Here is a 14,887-nt window from a genome sequence, read left to right as displayed (position 1 = left end):
ACCCAGCACGTTAGCAAACGGCCTTACAATCTCGGCCAGGTCTTTGACATCGCGATTGGACATCCCTGATGCACCGCCTTGGGCGTCGAGAATAGACGAAAATGGACTCCATTTTTTTGGAGTGGATTCCGTCTATTTCAGATCGTCATGACGATCCGGCCCTCAATCTGGCCGTCGCGCATCCGCTGGAAGATGCTGTTGATGTTCTCCAACGGCTCGACCGAGACCGTGGCCTTGACCTTCTCGTCGGCGGCGAACTGAAGCGCCTCCTGAAGGTCCAGACGGGTGCCGACGATGGAGCCGCGCACCGTGGTGCCGTTCAGAACCATGTCGAAGATCGACAGAGGGAAGTCACCAGGCGGCAGGCCGTTCAGGGCCACGGTCGCGCCCCGCGACGTCATGTTGACCGCCTGTTCGAAGGCCTTGGGCGAGACGGCCGTGACCAGCACGCCCTGGGCGCCGCCGTCGGTCTGGGCCTTGATGTCGGCGGCGGGGTCGTTGGACGTCTTGGCGTTGACCGTCACGGTCGCGCCCAGCCGTCGCGCCAGATCTAGCTTGGCGTCGTCCACGTCCACGGCGGCGACGTTCAGCCCCATGGCCTTGGCGTACTGGACCGCCACATGGCCCAGGCCGCCGATGCCTGAGATGACCACCCAGTCGCCCGGCTTGGTGTCCGTCATCTTCAGCCCCTTGTAGACCGTCACCCCGGCGCACAGGATCGGGGCGATGTCGGTGAAGCTGACATTGGCCGGCAGATGGCCGACGTAGTTGGGGTCGGCGATGGCGTATTCCGCAAACCCGCCGTTGACCGAATAGCCGGTGTTCTGCTGATCGTGACACAGGGTCTCCCAGCCGCCCAGGCAGTGTTTGCAGTGGCCGCAGGCCGAGTACAGCCACGGCACCCCGACCCGGTCGCCCTCCTTGACCAGGGTGACCCCCGCTCCCACCGCCGAGACATAGCCGACGCCCTCGTGGCCCGGAATGAAGGGCGGGTTCGGCTTGACCGGCCAGTCGCCCTCGGCGGCGTGCAGATCGGTGTGACAGACGCCCGAGGCCTCGATCTTGACCTGGATCTGGCCCGGACCCGGTTCGGGAACTGCGACTTCTTCGATGGTCAGCGGCTGACCGAACGCGCGCACGACAGCGGCCTTCATGGTTCTGGGCATGGAACATCCTCGTCGATTTTGGGGGAACAGGCGGACCGGAAGCAGGACACCGGCCCGCCCGCCTGGGAGATGCTCTCCGGACAGACGGATCAGAGAGCGATGACAGAATGACCGATCCGGGACCGGCCATCCTTGATGCAGATCAGAAGAAGCTCCAACCGGCGCCCCTGTCATCGCCCCGCGCGCACCTCGGGCCGGCAAGCCACAACAAACCTTCCCTAAGGTCCGGTTTTCATTGCGATAAGGTGATCGCTTAAGCCTTGTTTTGAACCGAAACCCGGATCACCCTGCCTCTCAACGGGCCGGAAAACCGGTCCGAGCAAAGGGAACGACCATGAAGACCAAGATGATGCTCGCCGCCGCCGCCCTGGCGACCGCCCTCGCCTCTCCCGCCCTGGCGGCCGATCCGACCGGCCTCTGGCAGACCCCGACCAACGGCGGCCAGGTGCGCATCGCCCGTTGCGGCCAGGCTCTGTGCGGGACCCTGATCACCTCGAACGCCATCCGGGCCGACGCCAATGTTCGCGACACGGAGAACCGCGATACTGCCCTGCGCAGCCGCACGCTGCGCAACCTGCCCATGCTGACCGGCTTCACCGGCGGTCCGACCGAGTGGCGCAACGGGTCGGTCTATAACCCGGCGGACGGCCGCACCTATCGCGGCACCATCACCATGACCAACGACAACAGCCTGAACCTGCGCGGTTGCGTCGTAGCCCCCCTGTGCAAGACCCAGACCTGGACCCGCGTCCAGTAATCCGCCTTTCAGACGAGATGAAGGCCCGGCCGGAGCGATCCGGCCGGGCCTTTTCATGCCTGGGTTTGGCCCGGCCTCAGCGGTTCAGCGCCGCGCGCGCCGCCTCGGCGTACCGATGCCCGACGGCCGCCCCCTTGGGGAAGACGGCGTCGATGCGCGCGAGATCTTCCGGCATCAGGACGATGTCCGCGGCGGCGGCGTTCTGCTCCAGCGTGGCGATACGGCGCGTGCCGGGGATCGGAACCAAATCCTCGCCCTGGGCCAATACCCAGGCCAGGGCCAGTTGGGCGGCGGTGACGCCCTTGTCGGCGGCGATGGCTTTCACCGCCTCGACCAGATCCAGGTTCTTCTGGAAATTCTCACCCATGAAGCGCGGATTGGTGCGGCGGAAGTCGTCGGCGGCCAGATCATCGACTGACTTGATGTCTCCCGACAGGAAGCCCCGCCCCAGGGGGCTGTAAGGCACAAAGCCTATGCCCAGTTCCCGCGTGACCTTGAACAGCTCATCTTCCGGATCCCGCGTCCATAGCGAATACTCGGTCTGAAGCGCCGTGATCGGATGGGTCGCATGGGCCTTGCGCAGGGTCTCGGGCGCAGCCTCGGACAGGCCCAGGAACCGGACCTTTCCCTCATGAACCAGATCGGCCATCGCCCCTACCGTCTCCTCGATCGGCGTGTCGGGATCGACGCGGTGGAGATAGTAGAAGTCGACGTGATCGACACCGAGGCGCTGGAGGCTGCCTTCAATGGCGCGGCGCACATTGGCCGGGCTGCCGTCGACCAGCAGCTTGGAGCGGTCGGCGTTGTAGTTGATGCCGAACTTGGTGGCGATGAAGGCCTGCTCGCGCCGATCCTTCAGCGCCTCACCGACCAGAACCTCGTTGGTATGAGGGCCGTACATCTCGGCGGTGTCGAACAGGGTGATCCCCAGATCGAGCGCGCGGTGGATAACGGATATGGACTGGGCGTCGTCGCCGCCGCCGTAAAAGGCGCTCATGCCCATACAGCCCAGGCCAATGGCCGAGACTTCGGGACCGTTCGGACCCAGCTTGCGCGTCTTCATCTGCGCTCTCCTGTCGATGTGGGGGATCGGCGACGACGCCGACGGAGCTACAGATGGTCGTCGAAGCGGCGGGCCGCAAGCTCGGCCGCGTCAAACGATGGTACCGCCTCTCAGGCTTGAACTGAGGACCTCCGGTTCCACAAACCGGCGCTCTAACCAACTGAGCTAAGGCGGCCCGCGCATCGCGAGGGGCGTTCTCTACCGGCCCTGCGTCCTTCGATCAAATGATTTCTGACGTGCACGCGACAAAGAAAAAGGCCCCAACGGTTTCCCGTCGGGGCCTCGTCTTTCACCGATGTCGCGACTTAGCCGAGACGCCAATTGATCGGGATGGTCGCACGCCCAACGACAGGTTGACCGTCGCGCATGGCGGGCTCGATCCGCATGGTCCGCACCGCGCGCAGAGCGGCTTGGCCGAAGCCAGCGCCCGACGGCGATTCACTCACCACCGAACAGTTGGTCAGCGAGCCGTTCGTTTCGACCTGGCACTCCAGGACGGTGCGGCCCGACTGTTCACGCTCCAGAGCGCGGTCCGGGTAGAACCGGGCCAGGTCAGGTTGGCGCGTGATGCGCGGGTTCGAGATCACCGGGGGACGCGGCGGCGCCGGCGGAGCCGGAGGCGGCGGCGGTCCGGGGATGTTCACCGGCGGCCCCTTGTACTCGACGCGCTCTTCCTTCGGCGTCGGCGTGATGTTCACCGGCGGCGGAGGCACAACGTTCGGGATCGGGGCCGGGACGCGCACCTGAAGCTTCGGCGGCGGCGGCGTATCCGTCGGTGGAGGCGGCGGGGGCGGCGGCGGCGGAGGCGGCGGAACCGGCTCGACCAACTCGACCTCGACGGACTCGTCGACGTAGTTGAACTCCTTCAGTTTGAACTTCGACTGCTGAAGGAAGAAGATCAGCAGGGCGAACAGGAGCGTAACGACCACAAGGCAGGCGATCAGCACGGGGTATGAGACCCCCATGAAGCCCTTCTTCTTCGGTACGTCGTAACGACTGCGATGATATGCGACGTCTGTCATACTATCTCCGCACTCTAGCTCGTCGCCTGGTCTTCGCCGACCAGTGCAACGCTGTAGAAGCCGTTATCCTGCAAGGCGTTCATGACCTGCATGAAGTCGCCGTAGCGGGTGTTTTGGTCGCCCCGAATGAAGATCCGCTCATCCGCCGGGTTCCGGGCGCCGATCTGCTTCAGCAGATCGTCGCCCAGGGAGCCGACGTCGGTCTGGAAATCGCCCACGAAGACGTCGCCGTCGTTCTGGATCGAAATATAGACCGGCTTGGGCGGGTTCGGGGCCGCCTTGGCGACGGCGATCGGCAACTCTACCGGCACCGACACGGAGGCGAGCGGAGCCGCAACCATGAAGATGATCAGCAAGACCAGCATGATATCAACGAAAGGCGTGACGTTGATATCGCTGTTGGCCTCGACTTTGTTGCCGCCGCCGCCCGATTTGATCTTGGCGGCCATCCGTCTTACGCCCCCTTGTCGAGCTGACGCGAGATGCCGTTCAGCAGCTCGGCGGCGAAGCCGTCGGCACGGGTGCCGTAGGCGGCGATGCGGGTGTTGAAGTAGTTATAGAAGACAACGGCCGGGATAGCGGCGAACAGGCCGATACCGGTCGCCAGCAGGGCTTCAGCGATACCCGGAGCAACGACGGCCAGGTTGGTCGTGTTGGATTGGGCGATGCCGATGAAGGAGTTCATGATGCCGTAAACCGTCCCGAACAGACCGACGAACGGACCGATCGAACCGACCGAAGCAAGGAACTGCTGACCACCCGACAGGCGCAGGGCCAGACCGGATTGAACGGCGGTGACGGCGGCGGCAGCGCGGCCCAGGGCCGAGTCAAGGTGATCGCCCGTGACGGACAGACCGGCCTGACGCGACATCTCGACTTCTTCGGTCGCCGCAGCGGCCATGTCAGCCAGCGGGTTGCCGTCGAACTCTTCCTGGGTCGAAACAGCGCGCATGTCCGCGATGGTGCGGGCGCCGCGGAAGGTTTCGAGGAAGTTGTCGGTCTTGCGGTTCAGAGCGCCGAACTCGAACAGTTTGATGAGCAGCAGGGTCCAGGAGAGGATCGACGCCAACAGCAGGCCGATCATGACGACCTTAACGATGATGGTCGCTTCCATGAACATGGAGATCGGCGTGATGTCGCCGCCGTGACCGCCGCCGACGGCCTCGTTCACGCTTTCGGGGTTCGCCGCGTCGGCGGCCGGAGCCATCGCCGTGGGGGCCGCCGCAGGTGCGGCCGCCGGGGTCGGCTCGGCCGGGGCCTGGGCCAGAACCGGCGAGCTCGCCATCAGCACGGCGACGCCGGCCATGGCGAGAATGATGTTCGTCTTTTTGCTGTTCAGCATAATTCGCCAGTTCCTGCTTGGTCTGACTCGTGGAACCAAAGGTGCGGCCGTGTCAAAGGGCCGCCCCCCAACCTGAAATGTTTCCTTCAACGCCCAATGTCCCATCGGGATCAATCGGTCGCTGAATTCTTGAGTGGAGACGTGTCCGGTCGCCCGTACCGCCTCCGATGTTCGAACCGTTGGAGAACGCGCCTCCTGAGAATCCGTCTGACGCCTTTATGGGAGAGCGTCGCAACCCCTTTGACGAACCCTTACCGGAGCGTCAAGGGACAAGAGCGGGTTTTCCCCTAAGGCACGAAGATCAGTCAGATCTTGCCGCCCCCGGGCTTCCCGTCGCCGAAACGCGACATTTCCGTGATGAATTTGAAGCAGTTGGCGCAAGCTTGTTCGAAAGCGCCATCCCACGCAGTTTTTTACTTCAGCGAAGGGAGTTCTCGGGTCATCCGTCCCCTCGCGCCCATCGCGGCGCCATGACGCAGGCAGCGACCTGCGCAGGGTCTGCGCGCAAACGGAAGGCTGAAGCGTTATTCGCGGCCAAATAAAAGATGGTGCCTGGAGGCGGGTTCGAACCACCGACACGCGGATTTTCAATCCGCTGCTCTACCAGCTGAGCTATCCAGGCGCCGACGCGGCGTCGCGAGAGGCGGGTCTATAGGCGAGGCTTTTCGGCCTGTCCAGCGTCGTTTCAGTCCTTTTCGCCATCATCTTCGGCGCCTTCGTCCAGGGCGGCCGGAATGGCGTAGGCGCCGGTGAACCAACGTTGGAGGTCGACCTCGGAACAGCGCCGCGAGCAGAAGGGCTTGTATTTGGGATCGGGCTCGGCCTTGCGGCAGATGGGACAGGTGCTCATCGATCAGGTCCTTCGATACGACCGCACCCGCGCCGCACGTCGGCGTCAGCCCGCACCAAGGCGCGCGGGCCCATTCGGGCGGCCAGAGGGGCCAGAAGGGCCGCCTCATCCAGCGCACAGCGCGCGACGACGCGTGGAGACCGCGTGTCGGACAACAGTCGCCGGCGCAGCGCACGCGCCAGGGCCAGGACCTCGGTCTGGACCGAACGCCTACTGCCGCCCTCGAACAGAAGCTCTTCGATCGGCGTCCGCCGCCACGGCAGCGACATCTGCAACAGACCGAACCGGCTGATGGGGCCGAACACGGCCTGGGGTTCATGGGCGAAGGCCGCGCGGGCCGCCTTGTCCCCGGCCGCTGCGTCTTCGGCGTCGCCGACCAAATCGATGACGATCAGACCACCCCAGTTCCGCAGGCCGATCAGACGTGCGGCCTGGTTCAGCCCCTGGCGATTCGCAGCCGCACGCGCCTGTTTCGGATCACGCCCTGTCCCCGCCGTGTGATCGATGTCGACGGCGATCAGGGCGCGGGTGCGTTGTATGGCGAGGTCGATTCCGTGGGAGGTGAAAACATGACTGGCCGCCAGCGCCTCTTCCTCCGCCTCCGTCACCGCATCGATAGCGGCGAGACCTGTGGTCAAGCCCCCGCCGCCGGCGAGGTCCCTCAGCTGGGCGGCGATGCTCGGCGCCGCCTCCAGCAACCGGGGTGCCCCCTCCCCCGGCCCGAGGCGACGCAGAACCGCCCCCTTGCCGGCGCGCGGCTCCGCGACGACCGCCGCCTCAAGCCGTTCGCCCTGGGTCAGGCGCTCATTACGATGAAAAGGCAGAAAGGCCGGAACGCCGGAGCCGAGATCGACGAAGGCGCCGCGCAGGCCCGGATTGATCTCGGTCACCCGACCGACGGATCGGGCCCCCAGACGATGCTGGGCCGGATCGCTGTCACGATGGATCAGCAGGTGGGTATAGCGGCCGTCGCGCATCACCGCGCCGCGGGTCTCGCCCGGCGCTTCGTCGAGGAAAACCTCGATTTCGCCGCTCATGCCCGCCAGCCGACGCCGTGCAGTAACTGAACCGCCTCGTAGAGCGGCAACCCCATCACCGACGGATGGCTGCCGACGATTCGCTGGATGAAGGCCCCGGCCGGGCCTTGAATACCGTAACCGCCGGCCTTGCCGCGCCAGTCGCCCGTGGCGACATAGGCGGCGATCTCATGGTCCGACAGAGGTTTGAAGGTCACGCGCGTCTCGTTGACTCGCGAAGACAGCTTGCCGTCGCGCACCACCGCCACGCCAGTGAAGACCCGGTGATTGCGCCCGGACAGCAGTTTCAGGAAACGGGTCGCCTCCGCCTCGTCTGCGGCCTTCTCGAGGAATCGCCGCCCCACCGCAACGACCGTGTCGGCGGCGATCACCACCGCATCCGGACGCCGAGCCGCAACAGCCTGGGCCTTTGAGGTCGCCAGGCGTTCGGCGAGACGCGTGGGCGTCTCGCCCTTCAGCGGCGCCTCGTCAATGTCGGCGGGGTCGATATGGTCGGGCTTGATCCCGACCTGCGCCAGCAATTCGATGCGGCGCGGGCTGGCCGAGGCCAGCACCAGCTCAAGCCGGCTCATACGAGCCGTCCCTTACTTGAAGCGATAGGTGATGCGACCCTTGGTCAGGTCGTAGGGGGTCATTTCCACCAGGACCTTGTCGCCGGCCAGCACGCGGATACGGTTCTTGCGCATCTTGCCCGCCGTGTGGGCGATGATCTCGTGGTCGTTCTCAAGCGTCACGCGGAAGGTGGCGTTCGGCAGCAGTTCGCTGACGGTGCCGGGAAACTCGAGCAGTTCTTCCTTAGCCATGCGGCCTCTCGCGCCCGTTGAATATGCGTTCGACCCCACGCCGGGCGGGCGCGAGGGGCGGAATGGACGGGCCTAATGCCCGAAAACGCAGAGATAGTCGAGGTCAGCCGCGACGGTAGAGGGCGCAGAGCAGCGTAAACAGCCGTCGCGCGGTCTCGTGATCGACCACGATCTTGCCGTCCAGACGCGTCTTGAGCTGATCGGCGCCTTCATTGTGCAAGCCGCGACGGCCCATGTCGACCGATTCGATCTGGCTGGGAGACGAGCCGCGCAGGGCCTCATAGTAGCTGTCGCAGATCAGCAGATAGTCCCTGATGACGTTCTTCAGCGGCGTCAGACTGATGGCGTAGGTCCGGGCGAAGCCCTCGCCGTCGATGTCGAACACCAGCCGATTGTCCTGCAGCGACAGCTTCAACCGGTAAGGTCCGCTTTCCGCCCCCACGGGCTCGAAACTGTTCTTCTCAACTAGGTCGAAGATGGCGACACGCCGCTCATGTTCGATCTCGGCCGTCGCCGCCGGCAGGGTGACCGTGTCCAGTTGGACCGAAGCCAGCCTTTGGGGACCGCTCATGCCGCATTCCCTTCATCCAGTTCGGGGGCGTCCAGGTGGGTCGGCGCCACCCGCGCCGGCCACCGCTCCGAGATGTCCGTGACCACTGCGTCCAGACATTCGACGTCGATCCGCAGATCGCCGCCGCCCGCGAACATCAGAATCACCCGTCCGCCCGGCGCCTCGGCCGGCAGGAAGTCCAGGGCCAGAAGTTCCAAAGAGGCGTCGGGACTGCGCGACAGACGGCGGCTCTTGACCGCCATCACGTCCCCGAATTGCATGGCGCACATCACCCGTGTGCCGCCACATTCCCAGCAGAAGCGGCTGAAGGCGATGGTCAGGGTGCGCGCCTGTTTCTCCCAGACGATGTCGACGGGCCTCAGGATTGCGTCCTGAAGGGCGGCGGAGATGATCTGCAGATCGTCGGCGTCCTCCGCCAGCAGGCGCAGCGGCTCGACCGGCGTGCTGGGAACGGGAGGGACGGCGTCGATCTCAGTGCTCATCACCCGTTCCCTTTATCCGACGAATATCGGCGCCGCACGCACCGAGCTTTTCTTCCAGACGCTCGAAACCGCGATCCAGATGATAGACGCGCCCGACGGTCGTCTCACCCTGGGCGACGAGGCCGGCGATGACCAGGCACATGGAGGCCCGCAGGTCGGTGGCCATCACCTGGGCGCCGTGCAGCATCTCAACCCCGTGAACCTGTGCCTCGCCCGCGTGGACCGAGATCTCGGCCCCCAGCCGCGCCAGCTCCGGCACATGCATGAACCGGTTTTCGAAAATGGTCTCGCGCACGGTGCTGACGCCGTCGGCGGTGGTCATCAGGGCCATGAACTGGGCCTGCAGATCTGTGGCGAAGCCGGGATAGATGGCGGTCTCGATATCGACCGCCTGCAGCCGGACCTTGGGGTCCCGCTTGATCAGGACGCCGTCGTCGGTCGGCGACACCTCGACCCCGGCCTCGATCATCTTGTCGGTCAGGGCGGCGATCAGATCGGCCCGCGCCTTGGTCAGCCGCACCTCTCCGCCCGCCATGGCGGCGGCGACGGCGTAGGAGCCCATTTCGATGCGGTCGGGAATCACCGACCAGGTCGTGCCGCTCAGCGACGAGACCCCGGTGATGGTCAGGACGTCGGTGTCGATCCCATCGATCTTCGCCCCCATCGCCATCAGGCAGCGGGCCAGGTCGCCGATCTCAGGCTCGCGCGCGGCGCGACGCAGAACCGTTGTCCCCTCGGCCAGCACGGCCGCCAGCAGGGCGTGTTCGGTGGCGCCGACCGAGACGAACGGAAACTCGATCTCTGCGCCCTTCAAGCCGGACGGGGCCTTGGCGGTCACATAGCCCTCCTCCAGCTCGATCTCGGCGCCGAGGGCCGTCAGGGCCTGAAGGTGCAGGTCCACCGGACGGGCGCCGATCGTGCAGCCGCCGGGCAACGACACCTTGGCCTCGCCGGTCCGGGCCAGCAGCGGCCCCAGCACATTGAACGAGGCCCGCATCTGCCGAACCAGATCATAGGGGGCGAAGGTGGAGCTGAGGGTCTGGGCGTGGAACAGGCTCTCCTGCCCGTCCGCACCGTCGCGTTCGGTCACCTCGACGCCGAACTGGCGCAGAAGCTGACCCAGGAACCGCGTGTCCGCCAGGCGCGGCATATTGGTCAGCAACAGGGGCTGATCCGTCAGGATCGAGGCGGCCATCAGCTTGATGGCGGAGTTCTTGGCGCCGCTGACGGGAATATCCCCGAAAAGCTGGGCGCCGCCCTGAATGGCGATACTGTCCATGACGTCCTTGAAGCGCGCCCGAAGGAAACGCCTCGGGGGGGGGATGGTTCTCTAGCAAGCCGGAGCCCGCTTGCCAAAGGGCGGAGCGGGCGCGAGCCGATGACTTTCAGTTGCTGTCTTTGGGCCTGGGCGCCGTGCGGGCCGGCGCCTTTCGTCGCCTCAGATTGGCCCGCAGGGCCGAGGCCAGCCGGATCGCCCGCTCGGCTCGCGCCCGCTCCACCTCCGACGGCGCGCTCGATTCGGCGGTCGGCGCTGCGATGGTCGCGGCAGGCGGGATATCGGCGTCATGCGGGGGGCGAGTCATGGCGCTAGAATGCCGTGATCAGGGGCCTTGTCCAAACTTTCTTTCAGATCGTCAAAAAACCGCTTCCCTCCCCGGAAGCCTCTGGCTATACGGCCGCTTCCTCAGTCGGGGCCGCCGTAGCTCAGTGGTAGAGCGCATCCTTGGTAAGGCTGAGGTCGTGGGTTCGATTCCCCCCGGCGGCACCATCTGAGACTGAAAAAGGCCCGGCTTTCGCCGGGCCTTTTTTGCACTTCTGGGTCGGTAGAAACGCTAGGCCGCGTTCAATCGTAAGCCGACAGCCCTCGCCGCCACGAATCCCGCTCGTCCGCGTCCTTATCCTTGCTCCAACTGAACCCCATCGACAGCGACTTGCTGGTCGAATCGGCGCCGTGACCGCGAACCGCGCCGTAGGGCGAATAGAAGCCCGGCCCGCGCAGGCCGTATCCACCGCCGTAGCCGTATCCCCAGGGTTCGTTGCGTCCCTCGCGATACGCCAGGTCCAGACGGCCGTTCTCGCCGATCGGCATAGAGACCGCCGCGCCGTAGCTGCGGTAGCCGCCGGTGCCGATTCCCGCCTCGACCATGCCGTGCATCTGGCGGTCGTCCTGGGGCCCGGGCACGGAGGCTTCGTCGAAGCTGGCGCCCGGCGTGCGGCTGTCCAGCCAGTGCTGGATCTGCTGTTCGGTGGTCAGGCCGTGCGGCTGGGCGTCCTGGGCGGTCGGAGCCGCAACAGCAGCCTCCGGAGCGGCGTTCATGGCCTGAGCCAGGGTCGGAGCGTTCGAAGGCGCGGTGGCGACCACGCCGTCAGGGTCGCCGTCCGAAGCCGTCATGGTCATGGCGACCAATAATCCTGCGATCAACATGCGCCGTCTCCCTTCGACATCATCCTAGCACGGCGAATAAGGCCAAGGTCAGGCGTTTCCATCACCCCGCCGCAACGGGTCCGGCAGGGGCTCGCCCGCAGCAACGAAGCTGAGCGCCACCGAGTTGATGCAGTAGCGATTCCCGGTCGGCGGAGGTCCGTCAGGGAAGACGTGGCCCTGGTGGCTGCCGCAGCGCGCGCACTGGGTCTCGATCCGGACCATGCCATAGCTGGTGTCGCGGACCTCGTTGACATGGGCCGGATCGACCGGCTCGGTGAAGCTGGGCCAGCCGGTCCCGCTCTCGAACTTGGTCCCACTCTTGAATAGAGGCAGACCACATTCCCGGCAGCAGAAGACCCCGGCCCGCTTCTCGCCCAGCAATGTGCCGCAGAAGGGCGCTTCGGTGCCGTGCGACAGCAGGACGCGCTTTTCCTCGGGGTTCAGGTCGGCCTCCAGCCGGGCGCGCTCCGTCTCGTCCGGCGGGGTCAGATCATAGCCCGAAGGCGAACGGAGGCGGTCAGTGGGCGAGGCGAGATCGGTCATGGATCTCAAATAAGAAGGGGCGGGCCGAGGTTCCACCCCTGCCCGCCCCCATAGCCCGCGCTTTGCGGACGATTTTACTGGAACAGCGTGCCGACCCAGGCCCGAACGGCGGCTTCATCCGTCGGGTTGCCGGTGTAGGCCAGGCCCTGCGTCGGGACGAACGGGGCGTCGTTGCCGCGCTGACGGGTCATCCAGGCCTTATGACCATAGGTGAGGTCCGCATAGTTGGACGGCAGGCGCTGTACCGTCGGCTCGATGAAGATCGTGTCTTCGGCCGTGGTCGATCCGGCCAGACGCACGTTCGGCAGGCGGGTCAGCAGGTCCAGCGTGTCGAGACAGCCGCTGGTGCAGCCCCCGTCCACCAGAACGATCACCGGCCCGGCGACCGGATTGGCGGCGCCGGTATCTGGCACCGACGGACGGCCCGGCAGGGTGAAGGTGGCCTGACCGGCGGCCAGGGCCGAGTCGAAGGCGGCGACGATGGCCTGGGTCTGTTCGATCACCGCGCCCGACTCCTGAACGAAGCGCGGATCGGCCTGCATCCGACCCAGGGTGTCGGCGAACCACTGACGGTTGGCGGCCGTGGCGCGATAGGTGATCGACCCCGCTTCAGGCTGACGGCTGACCGTGAATTCCGGCGTCCAGATATGGTTGGCCAGAACATAGCCGCGTCCCGTCGCGTTCAGCGATGCGCCATTGGCGCCGCGCAGATCGATGACAAAGCCCTGCGGTCCACGGATCGCGCTCAGTTGGGCGTCGACGGCGGCGAAGAAGGCGTCAAAATCGGCCTTGTCGCCCAGAGTGTGAACATGCAGCCACGGGCGGCCGTTTACGCTCTCGATCGCCAAAGGCGTCGCGCCGGGCGTGTACACGGTGGCGCGATAAGCCGCTTCGAGGGCGGCGGCGTCGGCCGGCTGGCCCTGCAGCTGATATTCCTTGGTGCGACGGCCGGTCTGGAAGTTGCACAAGGGCGGCAAGCCGCCGGCGAACGGATTGTTGCGGTTCCACAGCAGATAAGGCGCAGTGCGGACCCGATCCGCCTCGGTGGTCAGATCGCCTTCCCAGCGATCCAGACGTTCGGCGGCCAGGTCGGCGGCGCTCTTGCCCAGGCAGTCGATCAGAACCGAACCGACGGGCGGCAGGTTGCGGACGCCAGGCTTCACATTGGCGACGACATATTTGCCGTCACGCCAGGCCATGGTCACGCCCGACCAGCCGACGGCGAAGAAAGGGCCGAGCCCTTCATAGGTCGGGGTTACCGAGATGTTCGAGTCCCGGAAGCCGTTGGCGTAATAGCGCAGCAGATAGGCATGGCTGTCGCCGCTGTTGACGCGGCCGACCTTGGACTGGGCGTCAGCCAGACCGGCGTCGATCCAGGCGCGGAAGGCTTCGCTGGGCGCGCCCGGCACGACGGCGGCGGGGTGGTTGGCGGCCAGCGTGTCATGGACGGTCTGTAGGTCCTGCTGCGCCAGGGCGCGGAAGTCCTGCGCCGAGGCGGCGCCGGAGGCCAGGGTCAGGGACAGGACGGCGGCCGAAGCGGCGGCGATCAGGCGGTTCATGGAGGCTCCTGGGCTTGGGCGATAAGCTTGGCGCCGACGTTAAACCTTAAGCCTCCTACGCTTGCCAACCCCTGCTGCCCCCCTTTCGCCCAAATGTCACACCGATTGCGCCGATCCGGCCGGTGTTCAAAGCGGCGCCGGGCGCTCTATCACCGCGCCGAACAGGCGCGCGAAACTGGACTTCAGGGCGGCGTCCGCCTCATCCATCGTCGCCAGAACGCCCAGATCGACCAGGCTGGTGACCCCGTGCTCCTGAATGCCGCAGGGCACGATGCCGCCGAAATGGTCCAGATCCGGTTCGACGTTCAGGCTGATACCGTGGAAGCTGACCCATTTGCGCACCTTGACGCCAATGGCGGCGATCTTGTCCTCGCGCGCCCAGCCGGCGCCCTTGCGTTCGACCCAAACACCGACGCGACCTTCGCGCACGTCCGCCTTGACCCCGAACTGACCCAGGCCGCCGATCAGCCACTGCTCCAGGCCTCGCACGAAGGTGCGCACATCTCGCCCGCGGCGGTTCAGGTCCAGCATCACATAGGCGACCCTCTGGCCCGGCCCGTGATAGGTGAACTGCCCGCCCCGCCCCGTCCGGTGGACGGGAAACCGACCCGCGTCGAGTAGGTCCTCGTCCCGCGCCGAGACCCCGGCGGTATAAAGTGGCGGATGCTCCAGCAGCCACACCATCTCGCCCGCCTCCCCCGCCGCAATGGCGGCGACGCGGGCCTCCATGAAGGCCTCGGCTGCGGCATAATCGACATAGCTCGAGGACACGACCCATTCGACGGGTTGATCATCGTCGCGGCGCAGCTTCGAAAGGTCAGGACTTAACGGGTCGGCAAGCATAAGGCTTCAATGTGCAGCCCGAGGCGTTTGCGCAAGTGACGACCTCGCAGTGAAAGAGAGCGCCTGTGTCCCAGATCAACGCCGTCGACGTCGAAATTTCAGTGGTGCTGGGCCGTATGGTGCTGCCGATGTCGCAACTGCTGCGGATGGGTCGCGGCGCCGTGATTCCCCTGGATGCGGCCGAGGGCGAAGAAGTCTGGATCCTGGCGAACAACCACCCGGTCGCCCGTGGCGAGATCGAGATTCGCGACGACCGGATCGCCATCACAGTCACCCGTCCGGCCGACCTGTACGACTTCATGGCAGGCTCGGCGTGACTTCAGGCCGCAAATAGGCGCGCGATTTTCCGCGCCGTATTTCATGCGCTGCGCCTTGCTCAATTCCCCTTTCCTTTTCCGGCGGCTTCGTCTATTCGCCGCCGCTC

At 65.9% G+C, this 14,887-nt stretch carries 19 protein-coding genes and 3 tRNA genes; 3 read left to right on the top strand and 19 right to left on the bottom strand.

What is annotated here, in order from left to right; translation table 11 throughout:
* Nucleotides 1-137: 137 nt before the first annotated feature.
* Nucleotides 138-1,166, bottom strand: a complete 1,029-nt coding sequence (gene adhP, locus ACW170_RS10795; protein WP_271166456.1) for an alcohol dehydrogenase AdhP — start codon at nt 1,164-1,166, stop codon at nt 138-140.
* Between the two features lie 334 nt (nt 1,167-1,500).
* Here adhP and ACW170_RS10790 point away from each other — a divergent pair, with 334 nt between their 5' ends.
* Entirely contained in the window at nt 1,501-1,923 is a 423-nt protein-coding gene (locus ACW170_RS10790) for a DUF2147 domain-containing protein (protein ID WP_492086683.1), read from the top strand.
* Between the two features lie 76 nt (nt 1,924-1,999).
* On the opposite strand, the gene ACW170_RS10785 is transcribed toward ACW170_RS10790, so the two are convergent.
* The 14 genes from ACW170_RS10785 to ACW170_RS10720 form a co-directional block, all read right to left on the bottom strand.
* On the bottom strand, nt 2,000-2,986 hold the full coding sequence (locus tag ACW170_RS10785) for an aldo/keto reductase (RefSeq protein WP_492086682.1): 987 nt from the start codon (nt 2,984-2,986) through the stop codon (nt 2,000-2,002).
* A 98-nt stretch (nt 2,987-3,084) separates the two neighbouring features.
* Nucleotides 3,085-3,161, bottom strand: a tRNA-His gene (locus ACW170_RS10780).
* A 130-nt stretch (nt 3,162-3,291) separates the two neighbouring features.
* A complete protein-coding gene (locus ACW170_RS10775; RefSeq protein WP_492086681.1) occupies nt 3,292-4,008 on the bottom strand; it encodes an energy transducer TonB in 717 nt (238 codons plus the stop codon).
* 14 nt (nt 4,009-4,022) lie between these two features.
* Entirely contained in the window at nt 4,023-4,457 is a 435-nt protein-coding gene (locus tag ACW170_RS10770) for a biopolymer transporter ExbD (RefSeq protein WP_492086680.1), read from the bottom strand.
* Nucleotides 4,458-4,462: 5 nt separating this feature from the next.
* Nucleotides 4,463-5,350 (bottom strand): tonB-system energizer ExbB, encoded by an 888-nt coding sequence (exbB, locus tag ACW170_RS10765; protein ID WP_492086679.1) that lies wholly within the window; start codon nt 5,348-5,350, stop codon nt 4,463-4,465.
* A 546-nt stretch (nt 5,351-5,896) separates the two neighbouring features.
* Nucleotides 5,897-5,972, bottom strand: a tRNA-Phe gene (locus ACW170_RS10760).
* A gap of 63 nt (nt 5,973-6,035) precedes the next feature.
* Nucleotides 6,036-6,200 carry a DNA gyrase inhibitor YacG gene (locus ACW170_RS10755; RefSeq protein WP_492028026.1) on the bottom strand — a complete coding sequence of 55 codons (165 nt, stop codon included), beginning with the start codon at nt 6,198-6,200 and terminating at the stop codon, nt 6,036-6,038.
* Nucleotides 6,197-7,237, bottom strand: coding sequence for a ribonuclease E/G (locus tag ACW170_RS10750; protein ID WP_492086678.1), 1,041 nt, complete (start codon nt 7,235-7,237; stop codon nt 6,197-6,199). The genes ACW170_RS10755 and ACW170_RS10750 overlap by 4 nt, the downstream gene beginning before the upstream one ends.
* Entirely contained in the window at nt 7,234-7,809 is a 576-nt protein-coding gene (locus ACW170_RS10745; RefSeq protein WP_492086677.1) for a Maf family protein, read from the bottom strand. Before ACW170_RS10745 ends, ACW170_RS10750 begins: the two co-directional genes overlap by 4 nt.
* Before the next feature lie 12 nt (nt 7,810-7,821).
* Nucleotides 7,822-8,040, bottom strand: a complete 219-nt coding sequence (gene infA / locus ACW170_RS10740; protein WP_008261544.1) for a translation initiation factor IF-1 — start codon at nt 8,038-8,040, stop codon at nt 7,822-7,824.
* A gap of 103 nt (nt 8,041-8,143) precedes the next feature.
* A complete protein-coding gene (locus ACW170_RS10735) occupies nt 8,144-8,611 on the bottom strand; it encodes a UPF0262 family protein (protein WP_492086676.1) in 468 nt (155 codons plus the stop codon).
* Complete coding sequence (locus ACW170_RS10730; protein WP_492086675.1) at nt 8,608-9,093, bottom strand: DUF2948 family protein; 486 nt, start codon at nt 9,091-9,093, stop codon at nt 8,608-8,610. Before ACW170_RS10730 ends, ACW170_RS10735 begins: the two co-directional genes overlap by 4 nt.
* A complete protein-coding gene (gene murA, locus ACW170_RS10725; RefSeq protein WP_492086674.1) occupies nt 9,083-10,372 on the bottom strand; it encodes a UDP-N-acetylglucosamine 1-carboxyvinyltransferase in 1,290 nt (429 codons plus the stop codon). Before murA ends, ACW170_RS10730 begins: the two co-directional genes overlap by 11 nt.
* A 106-nt stretch (nt 10,373-10,478) precedes the next feature.
* Nucleotides 10,479-10,676: a hypothetical protein gene (locus ACW170_RS10720; RefSeq protein ID WP_492086673.1), complete on the bottom strand. Its 198-nt coding sequence runs from the start codon at nt 10,674-10,676 to the stop codon at nt 10,479-10,481.
* Between the two features lie 110 nt (nt 10,677-10,786).
* Between ACW170_RS10720 and ACW170_RS10715 the strand changes: the two genes are divergently transcribed.
* A tRNA-Thr gene (locus tag ACW170_RS10715) sits at nt 10,787-10,861 on the top strand.
* 75 nt (nt 10,862-10,936) lie between these two features.
* Here the strand turns inward: ACW170_RS10715 and ACW170_RS10710 are convergent.
* The 4 genes from ACW170_RS10710 to lipB form a co-directional block, all read right to left on the bottom strand.
* On the bottom strand, nt 10,937-11,518 hold the full coding sequence (locus ACW170_RS10710; RefSeq protein WP_492086672.1) for a hypothetical protein: 582 nt from the start codon (nt 11,516-11,518) through the stop codon (nt 10,937-10,939).
* A gap of 48 nt (nt 11,519-11,566) precedes the next feature.
* Entirely contained in the window at nt 11,567-12,061 is a 495-nt protein-coding gene (gene msrB, locus ACW170_RS10705; protein WP_492086671.1) for a peptide-methionine (R)-S-oxide reductase MsrB, read from the bottom strand.
* A 74-nt stretch (nt 12,062-12,135) separates the two neighbouring features.
* Entirely contained in the window at nt 12,136-13,620 is a 1,485-nt protein-coding gene (locus tag ACW170_RS10700; RefSeq protein ID WP_492086670.1) for a hypothetical protein, read from the bottom strand.
* Nucleotides 13,621-13,746: 126 nt separating this feature from the next.
* Nucleotides 13,747-14,463, bottom strand: a complete 717-nt coding sequence (gene lipB, locus ACW170_RS10695; protein WP_492086669.1) for a lipoyl(octanoyl) transferase LipB — start codon at nt 14,461-14,463, stop codon at nt 13,747-13,749.
* A gap of 116 nt (nt 14,464-14,579) precedes the next feature.
* Here lipB and ACW170_RS10690 point away from each other — a divergent pair, with 116 nt between their 5' ends.
* Nucleotides 14,580-14,780 (top strand): FliM/FliN family flagellar motor switch protein, encoded by a 201-nt coding sequence (locus ACW170_RS10690; protein ID WP_373997434.1) that lies wholly within the window; start codon nt 14,580-14,582, stop codon nt 14,778-14,780.
* The last annotated feature ends 107 nt before the right edge of the window (nt 14,781-14,887 follow it).

The sequence above is a fragment of the Brevundimonas sp. FV2ps16 genome (genome assembly GCF_058681075.1).
This window is presented reverse-complemented; position numbering and strand designations above follow the sequence as displayed.

Coding starts and splice junctions, on each gene's coding strand:
- adhP (WP_271166456.1), bottom strand. CDS start 1,166: ATGCCCAGAACCATGAAGGCCGCTGTCGTGCGCGCGTTCGGTCAGCCG.
- ACW170_RS10790 (WP_492086683.1), top strand. CDS start 1,501: ATGAAGACCAAGATGATGCTCGCCGCCGCCGCCCTGGCGACCGCCCTC.
- ACW170_RS10785 (WP_492086682.1), bottom strand. CDS start 2,986: ATGAAGACGCGCAAGCTGGGTCCGAACGGTCCCGAAGTCTCGGCCATT.
- ACW170_RS10775 (WP_492086681.1), bottom strand. CDS start 4,008: ATGACAGACGTCGCATATCATCGCAGTCGTTACGACGTACCGAAGAAG.
- ACW170_RS10770 (WP_492086680.1), bottom strand. CDS start 4,457: ATGGCCGCCAAGATCAAATCGGGCGGCGGCGGCAACAAAGTCGAGGCC.
- exbB (WP_492086679.1), bottom strand. CDS start 5,350: ATGCTGAACAGCAAAAAGACGAACATCATTCTCGCCATGGCCGGCGTC.
- ACW170_RS10755 (WP_492028026.1), bottom strand. CDS start 6,200: ATGAGCACCTGTCCCATCTGCCGCAAGGCCGAGCCCGATCCCAAATAC.
- ACW170_RS10750 (WP_492086678.1), bottom strand. CDS start 7,237: ATGAGCGGCGAAATCGAGGTTTTCCTCGACGAAGCGCCGGGCGAGACC.
- ACW170_RS10745 (WP_492086677.1), bottom strand. CDS start 7,809: ATGAGCCGGCTTGAGCTGGTGCTGGCCTCGGCCAGCCCGCGCCGCATC.
- infA (WP_008261544.1), bottom strand. CDS start 8,040: ATGGCTAAGGAAGAACTGCTCGAGTTTCCCGGCACCGTCAGCGAACTG.
- ACW170_RS10735 (WP_492086676.1), bottom strand. CDS start 8,611: ATGAGCGGTCCCCAAAGGCTGGCTTCGGTCCAACTGGACACGGTCACC.
- ACW170_RS10730 (WP_492086675.1), bottom strand. CDS start 9,093: ATGAGCACTGAGATCGACGCCGTCCCTCCCGTTCCCAGCACGCCGGTC.
- murA (WP_492086674.1), bottom strand. CDS start 10,372: ATGGACAGTATCGCCATTCAGGGCGGCGCCCAGCTTTTCGGGGATATT.
- ACW170_RS10720 (WP_492086673.1), bottom strand. CDS start 10,676: ATGACTCGCCCCCCGCATGACGCCGATATCCCGCCTGCCGCGACCATC.
- ACW170_RS10710 (WP_492086672.1), bottom strand. CDS start 11,518: ATGTTGATCGCAGGATTATTGGTCGCCATGACCATGACGGCTTCGGAC.
- msrB (WP_492086671.1), bottom strand. CDS start 12,061: ATGACCGATCTCGCCTCGCCCACTGACCGCCTCCGTTCGCCTTCGGGC.
- ACW170_RS10700 (WP_492086670.1), bottom strand. CDS start 13,620: ATGAACCGCCTGATCGCCGCCGCTTCGGCCGCCGTCCTGTCCCTGACC.
- lipB (WP_492086669.1), bottom strand. CDS start 14,463: ATGCTTGCCGACCCGTTAAGTCCTGACCTTTCGAAGCTGCGCCGCGAC.
- ACW170_RS10690 (WP_373997434.1), top strand. CDS start 14,580: ATGGTGCTGCCGATGTCGCAACTGCTGCGGATGGGTCGCGGCGCCGTG.